A 13,544-nucleotide genomic window follows, 5' to 3' on the forward strand; every position below is an offset into this window, starting at 1 on the left:
GTGTTCGGGTGACAAACCCGGCCCAGGGGAGGAGACCGCTGTGGGGCATGGCTGGGAGGGCGTCGTCCTCAAACTGATGCGCGGCAAGGACTTCGAGTTCACCGTGACCGGCGCCGAGGAGGTCACCGACCACTTCCGCAGGGTGCACTTCACCGACGGCGGCATGCTCGCGCTGACCGGCGTACACCCCACCATGTGGGTCCGTATCTGGTTCGACGACGGCGGCAAGCCGCATCAGCGCGCCTACACCCTGGTCGACGCGGACCCGGCCGCCGGGACCTTCAGCCTGGAGTTCGCACTCCACGACGGCTGCGCCAGCGACTGGGCGCGCAAGGCCCAGCCCGGTGACACGATCGAGGCCACCCTCCAGGGAACCGGTTTCACCGCCCCCGACCCGTTGCCGGCCCGGCTCTTCGTCATCGGCGACCCCGCCTCGCTCCCCGCGATCAACTCCCTGCTCGACGCGCTGCCGCGAGTACCGGCGACGATCTGGTTCGAGACGACGCACGATTCGGACAAGGACCTGCCGCTGCGCCTGGACCCGACGCACCACGATCTCCAGCAGGTCCCGCGCCGCGACGCGGGCGCCCACCTCGTCGACGAAGTGAAGGCGGCACTGCCCGGCCTGCTCGACGACCCGGCGGGCGCGTACGTATGGATCGCCTGCGACACCGCGACGACCCGGGCGCTGACCACCTACGTACGCAAGGACCTTGGGCTGCCCAAGGACCGCGTCAACGCCCTGGGGTACTGGCGCGCGGCGTGAGGGGGGTGGCGCGCCGGCCGGCCGCGGCGAGCGGCCGGCCGGTCCGGGAGGAGTTACGACTGACGCCCGCCCCCGCAGCGGATCAGGGGTTGTGCAGCTTCACCTCCGGGTTCTGCGGCGAAGGCCCGTCGAGCAGCGGCTGGGGGATGCCCCGAAGATGCAGGTCGTAGAAGGCGCCCACATAGCCGAGGGTGATCTCGCCCGCGCGCTGCCCCGGCAGCGGCTCCGCCGGATCGCTCATCCCCAACTGCGCGCCGAGCACCGGCAGATCGGTGAAGGCGAAGTGCCCGGAACCGGCGACCGTCACCCAGCGCTTCCAGCCGTCGAGACGGCGCCAGGCCCGGTCCCAGGTGGGGTCGCTGCTGCCGCCCGGGCTGTGGCCCGCCTCCGTACCGAGCAGCATGAAGGGACGTCCGCCGAGCCCGGCCGCGGTGGGCGCGGTGGCGAAGCCGCCGTCCATGTTCACACCGGCGCGGATCCGCCGGTCGAGAGCCATCGTCGAGGCGGTGCTGGCGCCCCCGATGGAGTGCCCGCCCATCCCGATCCGCTTCGGGTCGATCAGGCGCGCATACCGCCAGGCCGGGTGACGTCCCGTCAATCTGTCCAGTACGAAGGAGAGATCCTTGGCCCGCCTGTTGGCGATCGCTTCGTGATCGGCCTCGTCTTGGGCGAGTTCACATGCCGTGCAGGGCAGGGTCCGGCCGCCGGGGAACGGCACTCCCACCGCTTCGTAGGCATGGTCGACGGTGGCGACGACATAGCCGCGGCTCGTCAGTTCCTCCGCGAGGGCGCTGATCGTCGTACGCGGAGCGGTGAAGCCGGGAGAGAGGACCACCAGCGGGAAGCGGCCGTGCGCGGGCCGCGCGCCGGTGGCCGAGTGGGTGCGGGTGCCGCTGAGAACCTCGGCGGGGACGAGCTTGTCGAGGTCCTGGTACTCCAGCAGGAGCCGGGCCGACTCGGTGGTCATGTACGGGGCTTGTGTGCCGGTTCCCGGCCGCGCCGGGTAGTACATCGACACCATCAGCTCACGGGCGCCCGCCTCTGGCACCCAGTGGTCGGTGCGGGAGGTGTCGACGAGGTGCAGGGTTTCGCGTCCTACGGCGTACGGCCCGGTCGGGCGCGGCAGGGAGAGCCGAACCTCCTTGGCGTCCGAGGACGCGGGCGCGGCGACGGCGGGACCGTGCTGAGGAGCGGCTAACGCCGTCCCGGTGCCGGCCAGTGAGAGCACCAGCGCGGCGGCGACGGCGGCATGACGGACTTGGGGCATCGAGGAGGTCCCTTCTCCCGTTGGCCGCGCAGGGGGCGACGGCTTCATGAAGGGGGAGCCTAGGAAGCGCCCGAGGGCGCGGCGTCACTCCACGGGGCCAACTCGCGCTACCGCTCACGGTGGACAGGCGTCCGGAAATGTCCGCCGTCAGGTGGGGCAACATGTGCAGGCCCGCGGCTGTCGGCCGTGGCAGGTAATACTCTCTGCATGAGTGCGCATATGATCGGTGCCGCCCGCGGGGCGCGCGCGGAGGCTGTCCGGATCAGACGAGCCACCGTCCGCGACGCCAAGAGGCTCACCAAGCTCGTACGCGACTCCCGCGCCTACCAGGGCCCGTACGCCCCGATGATCGCCGGATACCGGGTGGGTCCCGACTACATCGAGACCCACGACGTCTTCGTGGCACTCGGCGCCGACGACAGAGTGCTCGGCTTCTACGCTCTCCTCCTCGCCCCCGCGGAGCTGGACCTGATGTTCGTCGCCGATGCCGCCCAGGGACTCGGCGTCGGCCGCCTGCTCATCGAGCACATGATCGGCGCGGCGCATGACGCCGGGATCTCAGCCGTACGCATCGTCTCGCACCCGCCCGCCGAAGGCTTCTACCTCAGCGTGGGCGCGCGGCGGATCGGCACCGTGCCGGCGAATCCGCCCGCTGTGATGTGGGACCGTCCCGAGCTGATGATCCAGGTCATTTAGCTCCTGTCCGGCACATTGGGCCGGACAGGACCTGCCGCGCTACGCCGTCCCACATGCTGGTACACATCGTGGACAGGCACCTCACCCCACGCGTCCGGTGCCTTACGATCTCCGACGGGCGGCCCGCCATGACGGCCGCCCACCACACACCTATGGAGGTCAACCCGTGTTCTGGACGGCCAGCGGATCGCGCAATCACACCGGTATCCGTGCCCGCGCCACCGTCGGAGCCGTTGCGGCGGGGATGTTCCTCGCCGTGGGCTGTTCCTCCGGTGGCGACGGAGCGGGTGAGGCGGCGGGCGGCGTCCCCGTGGTCCACAAGGGACAGCTGACCACCTGCACCCACCTGCCGTACCCGCCGTTCCAGTTCGAACAGAACGGCAAAGTCGTCGGCTTCGACGTGTCCCTGATCGACCTGGTGGCGAAGAACCTCAAGGTCGAGCAGAAGGTCCGGGACACGCCGTTCGAGAACTTCAAGACCGGCGCCTTCCTCAACTCCGGCGAGTGCGACCTGGCCGCCGCGGGCATGACGATAACCGCCGAGCGCAAGAAGAACGTGGACTTCTCGGTCCCGTACTTCGACGCCACGCAGGCGCTGCTCGCGAGCAAGAAGAGCGGCGTGAAGTCCCTGGCGGACATCAAGGCCAAGGACAAGAAGCTCGGCGCGCAGGCGGAGACCACCGGCGAGAGCTACGCCAAGGACCAGGGCTTCGACCCGGTCGCCTTCGAGAGCTCGGACGCGGTCCTCAACGGACTGCGCACCGGCCAGGTCGACGCCGTCGTCATCGACTACCCGGTCGTCCAGGGCTGGCTCAAGGACAAGGCCAACGCCGCCGAGTTCGTCCTCGGGGACAACATCACGACCGGTGAGCAGTACGGCATCTCGGTGAAGAAGGGCAACAAGAAGCTCCTCGACGCCATCAACAAGGCGATATCGGACGCCCGCGCGGACGGCACGTACAAGAAGCTGTACGAGCAGTGGATCGGCCCGCTGCCCCAGGCCACGTCGTGACCTCTCGGCTGACCAGGCGCCAGCGGCGCCGCGTATCGCAGGGCATCCAGTACGCCGTATTCGTCGCGGCGATAGTCGCGATCGGCTTCCTGGCCGACTGGGACCGGCTGCAGAACCAGTTCGCGCAGAAGGACCTGGCCAAGGAGCTCTTCCCGGAGATCATCACCACCGCGCTGCGCAACACGGTGGTCTACACGCTCTCCGGCTTTGCCTTCGGCCTGGTGCTCGGCCTGATCGTGGCGCTGATGCGGCTCTCTTCGGTCGCTCCCTACCGGTGGGTCGCCACCGTCTACATCGAGTTCTTCCGGGGCCTGCCCGCTCTGCTGATCTTCATCTTCGTGGGCGTGGCGGTGCCGCTCGCGTTCCCCGGGACGCAGATTCCCGGCGGTACGTACGGCAAGGTCGCGCTCGGTCTCGGACTGGTCGCCGCGGCCTATATGGCAGAAACGATTCGGGCGGGCATCCAGGCGGTGCCCAAGGGGCAGATGGAGGCCGCCCGATCGCTGGGCTTCTCGCACGCCCGGGCCATGGTGTCGGTGATCATCCCGCAGGCCTTCCGCATCGTCATCCCGCCGCTGACCAACGAGCTCGTCCTGCTGTTCAAGGACTCCTCGCTGGTGCTGTTCCTCGGCGTCACACTGGAGGAGCGGGAGCTGACCAAGTTCGGCAGGGACCTGGCCAGCCAGACCGCCAACTCCACCCCGATCCTGGTCGCCGGGCTCTGCTACCTCCTCGTGACCGTGCCGCTGAGCTTCGTGGTGCGCCGCCTTGAGGCGCGCGCCGAGAAGGCCAAGTGAGGAATCCAGATGTCACAGCAGACGGAGACGGTGGACAGCATGGGTGAAGGCCGCGCGGAGATCGAGATCCGCGGCCTGCACAAGTCGTTCGGGGACAACGAAGTGCTACGCGGCATCGACCTGGAGGTTGCCCGGGGCGAGGTCGTGTGTGTCATCGGCCCCTCGGGCTCGGGCAAGTCGACGCTGCTGCGCTGTGTGAACCTGCTGGAGGAGCCCACCTCCGGCAAGGTCTTTGTCGGTGGCACGGAAGTCACCGACCTCGATGTGGACATCGACGCGGTACGCCGCCGAATCGGCATGGTCTTCCAGCAGTTCAACCTGTTCCCGCACGTGAATGTGACCGAGAACCTCACGCTGCCGCAGCGCCGCGTGCTGGGCCGGGACAGGGCGAAGGCCGCCGCCGTGGCCAAGGAGAACCTGGGCCGGGTGGGGCTCGCCGACAAGGCCGAGGCCTTTCCGGCGCAGCTGTCCGGCGGGCAGCAGCAGCGGGTGGCGATCGCCCGGGCACTGTCGATGGGCCCGGAGGTGATGCTCTTCGACGAGCCGACCTCGGCGCTCGACCCCGAGCTGGTCGGCGATGTGCTCTCGGTGATGCGGCTGCTGGCCGCCGAGGGAATGACGATGATGGTCGTCACGCACGAGATGAGCTTCGCCCGCGAGGTCGCCGACCGGGTCGTGTTCATGGACGAGGGCGTGATCGTCGAACAGGGTCCGGCGGAGCAGGTCGTGGGCGATCCGCAGCACGAGCGGACCAGGAACTTCCTCATGCGGATCCTGGACCCGGCGGCGGCGGAGGCACCGGCGGAGAAAGCCGGGCCGGATGTGCGCAAGGCGGTTGACGGCCCGTCCGGAGGATGACGGCGGGGTGCGCGGCGGCGGACGGCCGGGGCGCCTGCGGCGGGCCTGTTCCCCACCCCGCCCCTTCCCGCTGTGACATTTTGCGGCTCGGCCGCACATTTCAGCCTCGTGGGGGTCCCCCCGGACGAAGTCTGGGGGAGTTTGAGGCGCGGGGGTCCGGGGCAGCGCCCCCGGTTACGGGAAGGGGCGGGGTGGGGTGAAGCCCCGCGCAGCGGCACCCGCACCCGCACCCGCACTAGCGTGACCTCATGGGAACGCACGAAACAGCGGCTCGACCACCGCACCCCGATGACCGCGACTTCCCCGCGCGCCGTGCACCAGGCTGCCCCGGACTCGCCGAGCTGGACGCTGCCGTGACCCAGTGCCGCGCGTGCCCGAGGCTGGTGGCCTGGCGCGAGGACGTCGCCGTCACCAAGCGCCGGGCGTTCCAGGACTGGGAGTACTGGGGCAGGCCGGTCCCGGGCTTCGGTCCCCCGGACGCGGCGCTGGTGGTGGTCGGTCTCGCGCCCGCGGCGCACGGCGGCAACCGCACGGGCCGGATGTTCACCGGGGACGACTCCGGCGACATCCTCGTCAAGGCGCTCCATGCCGTGGGTCTCGCGTCGCAGCCGACCTCCACACACCGCGGCGACGGCCTGGAACTGCGCGGCGTGCGGCTCGCCGCACCCGTCCACTGCGCTCCGCCGCAGAACAAGCCCACGCCCGGTGAACGGGACACCTGCCGGCCGTGGCTGGCGAGAGAGTTGGAGCTGCTGAGCCCTGCCCTGCGCGCAGTGGTCGTCCTGGGAGCCTTCGGCTGGCAGGCGGTGCTGCCGGTGCTGAGTCATGCGGGGTGGCAACTGCCGCGGCCCCGCCCGGTGTTCGGGCACGGTGCCCAGGTGACGCTGCCCAGCGCCGGCACCGGACGGGAACTGCACCTGCTCGGCTGCTACCACCCGAGCCGGCAGAACACCTTCACGGGGCGGCTGACCCTGCCCATGCTCGTCGATGTCTTCCAGCACGCGGCCGACGTCGCGGGCCTCAATCCGTAAGCAGCACCCGCAGCTTGCGCAGTCCCTTGCCTCGGAGGGCGGAGCCTCGCGGTCAGAGCAGCAGACGCAGCGTGGTGTCCGCGACACCGAGCCGTACCGTCTGACCCCAGGTCAGTTCCAGCGCGTCGCTCTCGATGCCGTCGCCGAACACGACCAGTTGGTCGGACTCGACGACGAGCCTGAGCTGCTCGGCGCGTCGCAGTGTTCCCTCCACGAGCGACGTGCCGGTGGTGGGGGAGGGCCACGCCTCGCGTACGAACCAGATGAGCCGCGGATCGGCAGGGCTGGGCAGCGTCAGCGCGCTGGCCCGCTCCTGCCACAGCGAGCGCAGCCACCCGGTCGCGCCGGTGCCGGTGCCGACCAGGACGCCCGAGGATGCCTGCGCCTCGGCGGGTGCCGCCTCGTCGTCGTTCCCGATGCGGTAACGCGCCGTCTGATGGCCCCGCGCGCCGAGATAGATCTCGTTGAGTGCCAGCAGCCGCTGGGTGTCGTCGGCCACCGCCTCCACCATGGTGAGCTCGTCCGTCGCGCAGCTCGGGGACGCGGCGGCGGGGAGCAGTTTGGCCGCGTCGCCCGCCCGGTGGCGGACCAGGACGCCCGGGTTGCGGCCCGGATCGGCGTCGATCCCGATCACGGGCTGGCCGGACAGATACTTGGCCGCGTTGGCGACCAGCCCGTCCTGCCCGACCACCACAACCACGTCCTCGGGGGCGAACAGAAAGCGGTCGAGGTCCCTACGCTCAACCCGTGCCTGCCGCCACTGAAGCGGAACCGCCGCCGTCACCTGCGCGAGGGTGCGCCGCGCACGGTGGTGGCGCTCGGCCACCTCCTCGATGCCGCGGCCTCGCGAGGAGAGGAAGAAGCCGGCCTGGCCGTGCGTGCCGTGGCGGGCGAGCAACTCCTCGTACTCGGTGGTCCGATGCACGAGCACCGCCCGCGGCGCGAGGCTCATCCCCGGTCCCCGTCGGGGCGGCCGAGCCTGGCCAGCAGGCCGGTCAGGACGTCGGGCGAAACGGTGAGGCTCTCGATATGGGGCAGGTTCTCGGCGAGCCGGGTGGCGGTCAGGGCGTGCAGCGTGGCGGCGTCGACGTCGGCGTGCACCCGCAGCCAGGCGGCCTGCGCCTGAGCCCGTGCCTCGCCGACCTCGCGTGCCGCTTCGGCCTCGGCCTTGGCCAGCCGTACCGTGCGGGCGGCCTCCGCCTCGGCCCGTACACCGTCGGCCGCCGCGCTCTCCCCGGCTTCGCGGCGGGCATTGGTGCCGCGCTGCTCGACCAACTGCTCCTCGCGGCGGGCCAGTTCGATCTTGCTGGCGAGCTCGTTCTCCGCGATGGTGCGCTCCCGCTCGACCGCCACGGCCCGTCGTTCGTACGTCGCGCGGTCGGCCTCCTGCTGGATCTGCTCCCGCGCCGGCGTGCGCAGTGCGCGTTCGACCTCGGGCTCGGGACGCAGAGCGACGACGCGCACGGCGACCACCGCGATGCCGGTGGCCTCCAGCCGCGGCTCCGCCGCCAGTCCCTCGGCGATGCGCCCCCGCACGGACGCGACGCCGTCGACCAGTGCCGCGGCCAGCGGGGTACGGGCCAGCACATCGAGCGCGTGCTGCTGGGCGGTCTCGGTGAGCAGGGTGGAGATCTGCTCCAGCGGAGCGCTGCGCCAGACGCCGGTGTCCGGGTCGATCGAGAAGTCCAGCCGGGCGGCCGCGGTGGCCGGATCGCCGATCCGGTACGTCACTGTCGCCTGCACCGTGACGTCCTGGAAGTCGGACGTTCGGGCGTGGAAGGCCATGGCCAGTTCCCGGTCGTCGACGGGCACTTCGCACAGCGCCGCCGCCAGCGCTCGGTACCAGAAGCTCAGCCCCGGCCCGTCGTGGACGAGCCGGCCCCGCCGGTGGTGGCGGACGTGGGCGGTGGGCGCTGAGCGAAGATGACGCCAGCCGAAGCGCCTGATGATGTCGGCCATGACAACCTCCCCTTATCGTCAATACGACGAAATGCGCGCGACCGCAGCTGCTGCTCATTCGGTACCGCACTCAGGACCGCAGCCGGATCCAGACAGGCGCGTGGTCGGAGCCCGCTGCGTCGCGGCGCTCGGCGGGGGATTCGTCGACAGAGGGCAGCGGCTGCGGGGTGGGCGTCCCACTGAGCCCCGTACCGGCTGATTCCACCCGGTCCAGGAGCCGGTGGCTGACGAGTATGTGGTCTATCAGTTCGGGCCGTCCCGAGTGGATGCGGGAGAACCGCCGGTCCTGCGGGATCAGCGGTGCCACATTCCACAGCCGATGGGCGTCGCCCTTGTCCGGCCGTTCGAAGCCGGGCGTACCGATCTCGGAACCCGGCGGCCCCTGAAGGAGCTGGGTGGTGGCTGCGCCCACCTCGTCGTTGAGATCGCCCAGGACGACCACGGCGCGCTGCTTGCCCTGACCATCGAGCAGGGTGTCGGCCAGCGCGCGCAGGGTGGTCGCCTCGGCGGCGCGCCGGAACAGGGCGTAGGCGCCGTAGCGGGCGCGTTCACCCTCGTCGCGTGGCTGGAACCGGCCGCCAGGGTAGCTCAGCAGTTTCGACTTCAGGTGGCAGACGGCGGCGACGATCTCCGGCCCCTGGTCCGGCTCGACGCGTACGGCCAGCGCGCCGCGGCCCATCCGCGCGGCCGGATCGGCGTGGTCGTCACTCTGGACGGCATGCAGTTGCCCTGGAAACGCGTCAGTGTCGGCGATGACGGTGAGCGGATGGCGGCTGAGGAAACCGACCCGGATGCCCCGGCTGTCCGCGTGCTCGGACAGCGCCGTGTGCCACGTGCCGCCGAGCACGCTGGTGAGCTCGGCCAGCGCCTGCGGGTCACCGACCTCCTGGACTCCCAGCAGACCCGGATCGAGCGCCGTGACGGTTTCGGCGAGTGCGGCAAGCTTCGCCTCGTACGAGGCCTTGTCGCTGGGGCCGAAGGGTCCGCCCGGCAGGTAGAGGTTCTCGAGATTCCACGTCCCCAAGAGCATGGCCTGGCTCCGTCCTGAGACTGGGACTTGCCCGGACTGTCATCGTGACAGGGCCACGGCAAGGGAGCCAGGTGTCTGCCGTTCAGGCCGGCGGAGCCGCACCGTGGGCGGCGGTGACGGGGACTTCGGTTCCATCTCGCACGGCGTCGACGATGGCCTGGTGGAGGGTACGGCTGGCCTCCTCGGAGGGGCACGGCACAGGGCTGCCCGACATGGTGAACCAGTCCGAGGCACCGCTGTACTGAACGGCGATCTGAGCCTGGCCGTCCGACCAGGTGGTGTGGACGGTCACGTCTCCTTTGATCACGCCGACTTCCTCGGTGAGAACGCCGCCGGGTCCCGCGTAGATTCCGGTGGTGGTCCACGATGCCCAGGTCATGGCGCATGCCTTACTGACGGTGGGAGAAGGTGAAAGGACACGGCTGCCTCCGAGCGCAGCTCTGCGAAACGCCGTCCTTCGAGTCTGACACCTGCGCGACAGGTGCGCGCGGTGGTGTCGGGGCGCGGTTCCATAACAGGGTGCGTGGCGGCTCCTCGCCGCTGTCAACATTGCGTGACGACCACTGTGCGTCACGAGGACGCTCGACTCGTTACAGCAAGGAGCCGCGCGGCATTCGGGGTGCCCGAAGCCCTCGATAGGGTGCGGCGCATGATCCTCGAAGAGCTGGCGGTCGCCCGTGGCGAGCACGGCGCTCCTGACATCTCGGGCGAGCTGCTCACCGAGATCGCCGAACTCTATGCGTCCAACCAGGAATTCTTTGCGCTGAGCGGCGACTTCGCCGACCCGTACGACATCAGGATCGAGCAGGTCGCGAAGGCGCTCGCCGACGAGCTGGCGCACGAGGGGGCGCAGGTGCTGCTCGCCCGGTCGCGCGGCGAACTGGTGGGCCTTGCCGTGACGTTGGACCATCACCCGACAGATCCGGACGACCAGGATCCATGGATCGGGCTGCTGATGATCGACCGGCGTCGGCAGCGTTCGGGATTCGGCCGACGCCTGGCCGGCCTGGTCGAAGACCGTTTCCGCCGGGCGGGCCGTACGGGCTCCCGCCTCGCCGTCCTGGAGAACAATCCGAAGGCGCTCTCCTTCTGGACCTCCCTCGGATACACCGAGCTCCGCCGCGCCAACGACCGCGAGCTGAACCGCCCGAGCATCGTCCTGCGCAAACCTCTCTAGGCGGCTCCGGAACGCCGACCGGGACCGGGGCGGTAATCGGCCAACCGCCTTGCTGCTTGGGCCCGTTGGTATGGACCTCTCCCTTGCCTTCGGTTACTGTCCGCCCGGGAGCGCTCTGAGAGCGCTCTCGCCTGCTCGCTGTTCCATCCCCCACGACGCTGGAACAACTGAAGGGTCAAGGCCTTGAGACGCACGACAGCTATAGGTACCGGACTGTCCGCACTCCTCCTCCTGGGCGCCTCGGTAACCGCCGGGTCCGCCCCGGCCGCCGCCGCGGCGCCCACCCCCGCTCCCGAGCCCGCCGCCTCCGCCGGTCTGCTCACCGCTATGCAGAAGGACCTGGGTCTGACGAAGAGCCAGGTGCAGGCTCGGCTGACTGCCGAGAAGACGGCAGCCGCCGTCGAAACAAACGCGCAGCGCGCCGCCGGATCCTCCTACGGTGGATCCTGGTTCGACGCGAAGAGTGGAAAGCTGACCGTGGCCGTCACCGATGGCCGCAAGGCCGGAGCCGTACGCGCGACGGGTGCCGCGGTCCGGCTGGTGACGCACAGCGCGCAGCAGCTCGACGCGGCGAAGAAGAAGATCGACGCGCTCGACGCGCCCGCCGGGGTCAGCAGCTGGCACGTCGACCCGAAGGCCAACCGGGTCGTGGTGAACGTCGTCGCCTCCGAGCGAGGTGACAACGATGTCGCCACGTTCGTCGCCCGCGCCCGTCAAACCGGCCCGGTCCAGATCAAGGAGACCACCGAGGCCCCGAAGACCTTCGCCGCCGGCACCGTGGGCGGCGACCCGTACTACACCGGCAACGTCCGCTGCTCCATCGGCTTCTCGGTGTACGGAGGCTTCGTCACCGCCGGGCACTGCGGCCGGCCGGGCATGGGCGTCCGAGGCTGGGACGGCTCCTACATCGGGAACTTCCAGGGATCGTCGTTCCCCGACAACGACTACGCCTGGGTCAACGTCGGCAGCGGCTGGTGGACCGTCCCCGTGGTGCTCGGCTGGGGAACAGTCTCCGACCAGCTGGTCCGCGGCTCGCGCGAGGCTCCCGTCGGCGCATCGATCTGCCGCTCGGGCTCCACGACGCACTGGCACTGCGGCAATGTCCTGGCCAAGAACGAGACCGTCAACTACAGCCAGGGCGCGGTCCATCAGATGACAAAGACCAGCGTCTGCGCCGAGCCCGGTGACTCGGGCGGGTCCTTCATCAGCGGTGACCAGGCGCAGGGGGTGACCTCCGGTGGCTGGGGCAACTGCAGCGGCGGAGGCGAGACCTGGTACCAGCCGATCAACGAAATCCTCGGCCGGTACGGTCTGACCCTGCACACGACGTAACCCCCCACGGGTGGAGCCCGTCGCGACGTGATCAAGGGCCGCTCCGGCCCTGCGCCGCGACGGGTTTTCCGTACGCGGGGGCATGGCGTCGGGAAGGACCCTATCCGCTTCTCGCGGATCCTGATTGCGCGGTGCGCGGCTGTGAGCCGCTCCTCCGCGTCGTCCTCGGGTCCTTCCCGGCCATTACATGGAATCACCGGGGCCGCTCCAAGGCCAGGGGTCATGCAGGGCCGTACCTGACGGGCGCCCTAGGCCGTGTCTGACAAATAGCGCCGTCCGCCCGCAGGGCGGGGTGCGCGGCGTCCGGTGCGTGCAATCGCAAGGCGGAGGATCATCCTCGTACTGGACGTACTTGGATGACTCCGACAACGCAGCGAGTGTGCGTGCCGGGCGTCGCGCGCCAGGCGAGATTTGTCAGACAAGGCCTAGAGCGCCGTCGTCCAGGCGTACGGAGGTGCGAGCCGTTCACCGCCACCGGCGCCCACGCTCTCCAGGTCGCGGTCCGCGATCCGCGTCAGCTGTGCCGCGAGGTCCTTGAAGGCCCTGCCTGCCGCGAGCTCGTCTCCGATCTCGGGCACGTCCGGGTCCTCGGCGCTGCATCGGGCGGTCCCGTGGCCCGTGAGGGTCGAGGTGCCGGTGTCCAGCACCACCCGCGCCTTTGTCGTCCCGTCCTCCTCGAACAGGTACAGGCCGACCTTCCACTCCAGAGTCCGTGTCGTCATGGCCTACCTCCTCGACGGCATACGGCGCGCAGCGGGCCGCCGCTGCGTTGCCGCTGCACTGTCCTGTCTTCAGGGTCCACCCATCCGGCGCCCGCCGTGAATTTCTCTCGGGCCGAGGGGGCCGACCGGCTGTCGGACGAGGGCCGCTGGGCCCATGCTGGAGGTGGGACAAATCAGTCACCGTGGGCACCGGGCGAGCGGACGCCGGCTCGGTCCTTCGAGTGAGCGAGGTCAGGCCATGACTGCACATCTGCCCGGCTGGGGGCGGGGCACGCATTCGGAGCCGGAGCGCGGAACACCGCGCGGAAATCCTCTGCGCCGCAGGTCGGACCGTGTGCAGCGGTGGGCCGGAGCCTTCGCGGTGGTGCTTTCCCTCGGGGCCGTGCCTGGGGTGGCCACCGGGGTGGGGCTCGCCGTCCACCGGGCAGAGATGCACAAGGTCCAGGACGCTGTCGGCTCGTACATGGTCGAGGCGCGCCTGGTCGCCGACGCGGGTCTGCGCAAGGCGGCCCGGGGGGACGACCCCGTGGCAGCACAGGTCCAGTGGAAGCAGCGCGACGGCGTGGTGCACACGGCGCGGGTCAGGGTGGACCCGGGCACCCCCGTCGGCTCCGCGGTCCAGATATGGGCGCGCCCCGACGGCACCGCGACCAGGGTGCCGCCGACGACCCCTTCGGAGGCGGTTCTCGCGGGCTGGCTGACGGCGATTGTCACCGGCGCCGGGGCGAGCGGAGTCTGCTACGTGTCGTGGATGGGTTTCGTCCACCTGATGGACCGCAGAAGGTACGCGCAGTGGGAGCGCGAGTGGGCGGAAGCGGAACCGGGCATGTCCGGCCGGACACATGACCTGTGAACCTCAGGCCCCTGAGCCTGCCGGGGCGGTCACGGCCGTGACCG

The 13,544-nt window shown here is 70.3% G+C and carries 15 protein-coding genes; 9 read left to right on the plus strand and 6 right to left on the minus strand.

Annotation, left to right across the window (positions count from 1 at the left end):
* Nucleotides 1-40: 40 nt before the first annotated feature.
* Nucleotides 41-766 carry a siderophore-interacting protein gene (locus tag OOK40_RS22885; RefSeq protein WP_266485085.1) on the plus strand — a complete coding sequence of 242 codons (726 nt, stop codon included), beginning with the start codon at nucleotides 41-43 and terminating at the stop codon, nucleotides 764-766.
* Between the two features lie 82 nt (nucleotides 767-848).
* On the opposite strand, the gene OOK40_RS22890 is transcribed toward OOK40_RS22885, so the two are convergent.
* Nucleotides 849-2,033 (minus strand): alpha/beta hydrolase, encoded by a 1,185-nt coding sequence (locus OOK40_RS22890; RefSeq protein ID WP_266485087.1) that lies wholly within the window; start codon nucleotides 2,031-2,033, stop codon nucleotides 849-851.
* 207 nt (nucleotides 2,034-2,240) lie between these two features.
* Between OOK40_RS22890 and OOK40_RS22895 the strand changes: the two genes are divergently transcribed.
* The 5 genes from OOK40_RS22895 to OOK40_RS22915 all read left to right on the plus strand — a co-directional run bounded on the left by OOK40_RS22895 (nucleotide 2,241) and on the right by OOK40_RS22915 (nucleotide 6,427).
* Entirely contained in the window at nucleotides 2,241-2,729 is a 489-nt protein-coding gene (locus tag OOK40_RS22895) for a GNAT family N-acetyltransferase (RefSeq protein WP_266485089.1), read from the plus strand.
* 244 nt (nucleotides 2,730-2,973) lie between these two features.
* Nucleotides 2,974-3,741, plus strand: coding sequence for an ABC transporter substrate-binding protein (locus OOK40_RS22900; RefSeq protein ID WP_266486523.1), 768 nt, complete (start codon nucleotides 2,974-2,976; stop codon nucleotides 3,739-3,741).
* Entirely contained in the window at nucleotides 3,708-4,538 is an 831-nt protein-coding gene (locus OOK40_RS22905) for an amino acid ABC transporter permease (protein WP_266485091.1), read from the plus strand. The genes OOK40_RS22900 and OOK40_RS22905 overlap by 34 nt, the downstream gene beginning before the upstream one ends.
* 9 nt (nucleotides 4,539-4,547) lie before the next feature.
* On the plus strand, nucleotides 4,548-5,396 hold the full coding sequence (locus tag OOK40_RS22910) for an amino acid ABC transporter ATP-binding protein (protein WP_323136095.1): 849 nt from the start codon (nucleotides 4,548-4,550) through the stop codon (nucleotides 5,394-5,396).
* Between the two features lie 248 nt (nucleotides 5,397-5,644).
* Complete coding sequence (locus OOK40_RS22915; RefSeq protein WP_266485093.1) at nucleotides 5,645-6,427, plus strand: uracil-DNA glycosylase; 783 nt, start codon at nucleotides 5,645-5,647, stop codon at nucleotides 6,425-6,427.
* Between the two features lie 52 nt (nucleotides 6,428-6,479).
* Here the strand turns inward: OOK40_RS22915 and OOK40_RS22920 are convergent, their stop codons facing one another.
* The 4 genes from OOK40_RS22920 to OOK40_RS22935 all read right to left on the minus strand — a co-directional run bounded on the left by OOK40_RS22920 (nucleotide 6,480) and on the right by OOK40_RS22935 (nucleotide 9,795).
* The gene (locus OOK40_RS22920) at nucleotides 6,480-7,379 is read right to left on the minus strand and encodes a hypothetical protein (protein ID WP_266485094.1); all 900 of its coding nucleotides are present in this window, start codon (nucleotides 7,377-7,379) and stop codon (nucleotides 6,480-6,482) included.
* Nucleotides 7,376-8,386: an SPFH domain-containing protein gene (locus tag OOK40_RS22925; protein ID WP_266485096.1), complete on the minus strand. Its 1,011-nt coding sequence runs from the start codon at nucleotides 8,384-8,386 to the stop codon at nucleotides 7,376-7,378. The genes OOK40_RS22920 and OOK40_RS22925 overlap by 4 nt, the downstream gene beginning before the upstream one ends.
* Before the next feature lie 70 nt (nucleotides 8,387-8,456).
* On the minus strand, nucleotides 8,457-9,416 hold the full coding sequence (locus OOK40_RS22930; RefSeq protein ID WP_266485098.1) for an endonuclease/exonuclease/phosphatase family protein: 960 nt from the start codon (nucleotides 9,414-9,416) through the stop codon (nucleotides 8,457-8,459).
* Nucleotides 9,417-9,498: 82 nt separating this feature from the next.
* The gene (locus tag OOK40_RS22935) at nucleotides 9,499-9,795 is read right to left on the minus strand and encodes a hypothetical protein (protein ID WP_266485100.1); all 297 of its coding nucleotides are present in this window, start codon (nucleotides 9,793-9,795) and stop codon (nucleotides 9,499-9,501) included.
* 270 nt (nucleotides 9,796-10,065) lie between these two features.
* On the opposite strand from OOK40_RS22935, the gene OOK40_RS22940 reads away from it, so the two are divergent.
* Entirely contained in the window at nucleotides 10,066-10,593 is a 528-nt protein-coding gene (locus OOK40_RS22940; RefSeq protein WP_266485102.1) for an N-acetyltransferase, read from the plus strand.
* Nucleotides 10,594-10,776: 183 nt separating this feature from the next.
* Nucleotides 10,777-11,925 carry a S1 family peptidase gene (locus OOK40_RS22945; RefSeq protein WP_266485105.1) on the plus strand — a complete coding sequence of 383 codons (1,149 nt, stop codon included), beginning with the start codon at nucleotides 10,777-10,779 and terminating at the stop codon, nucleotides 11,923-11,925.
* A gap of 425 nt (nucleotides 11,926-12,350) precedes the next feature.
* Here the strand turns inward: OOK40_RS22945 and OOK40_RS22950 are convergent, their stop codons facing one another.
* Nucleotides 12,351-12,647: a DUF1876 domain-containing protein gene (locus OOK40_RS22950; RefSeq protein WP_266485107.1), complete on the minus strand. Its 297-nt coding sequence runs from the start codon at nucleotides 12,645-12,647 to the stop codon at nucleotides 12,351-12,353.
* A 238-nt stretch (nucleotides 12,648-12,885) separates the two neighbouring features.
* Here OOK40_RS22950 and OOK40_RS22955 point away from each other — a divergent pair, with 238 nt between their 5' ends.
* Nucleotides 12,886-13,500, plus strand: coding sequence for a hypothetical protein (locus OOK40_RS22955; protein ID WP_266485109.1), 615 nt, complete (start codon nucleotides 12,886-12,888; stop codon nucleotides 13,498-13,500).
* The last annotated feature ends 44 nt before the right edge of the window (nucleotides 13,501-13,544 follow it).

The organism is Streptomyces sp. NBC_01481, from assembly GCF_026339995.1.
Lineage (GTDB): Bacteria > Actinomycetota > Actinomycetes > Streptomycetales > Streptomycetaceae > Streptomyces.

Coding starts and splice junctions, on each gene's coding strand:
- OOK40_RS22935 (WP_266485100.1), bottom strand. CDS start 9,795: ATGACCTGGGCATCGTGGACCACCACCGGAATCTACGCGGGACCCGGC.
- OOK40_RS22925 (WP_266485096.1), bottom strand. CDS start 8,386: ATGGCCGACATCATCAGGCGCTTCGGCTGGCGTCATCTTCGCTCAGCG.
- OOK40_RS22915 (WP_266485093.1), top strand. CDS start 5,645: ATGGGAACGCACGAAACAGCGGCTCGACCACCGCACCCCGATGACCGC.
- OOK40_RS22890 (WP_266485087.1), bottom strand. CDS start 2,033: ATGCCCCAAGTCCGTCATGCCGCCGTCGCCGCCGCGCTGGTGCTCTCA.
- OOK40_RS22940 (WP_266485102.1), top strand. CDS start 10,066: ATGATCCTCGAAGAGCTGGCGGTCGCCCGTGGCGAGCACGGCGCTCCT.
- OOK40_RS22900 (WP_266486523.1), top strand. CDS start 2,974: ATGTTCCTCGCCGTGGGCTGTTCCTCCGGTGGCGACGGAGCGGGTGAG.
- OOK40_RS22930 (WP_266485098.1), bottom strand. CDS start 9,416: ATGCTCTTGGGGACGTGGAATCTCGAGAACCTCTACCTGCCGGGCGGA.
- OOK40_RS22910 (WP_323136095.1), top strand. CDS start 4,548: ATGTCACAGCAGACGGAGACGGTGGACAGCATGGGTGAAGGCCGCGCG.
- OOK40_RS22895 (WP_266485089.1), top strand. CDS start 2,241: ATGAGTGCGCATATGATCGGTGCCGCCCGCGGGGCGCGCGCGGAGGCT.
- OOK40_RS22950 (WP_266485107.1), bottom strand. CDS start 12,647: ATGACGACACGGACTCTGGAGTGGAAGGTCGGCCTGTACCTGTTCGAG.
- OOK40_RS22920 (WP_266485094.1), bottom strand. CDS start 7,379: ATGAGCCTCGCGCCGCGGGCGGTGCTCGTGCATCGGACCACCGAGTAC.
- OOK40_RS22955 (WP_266485109.1), top strand. CDS start 12,886: ATGACTGCACATCTGCCCGGCTGGGGGCGGGGCACGCATTCGGAGCCG.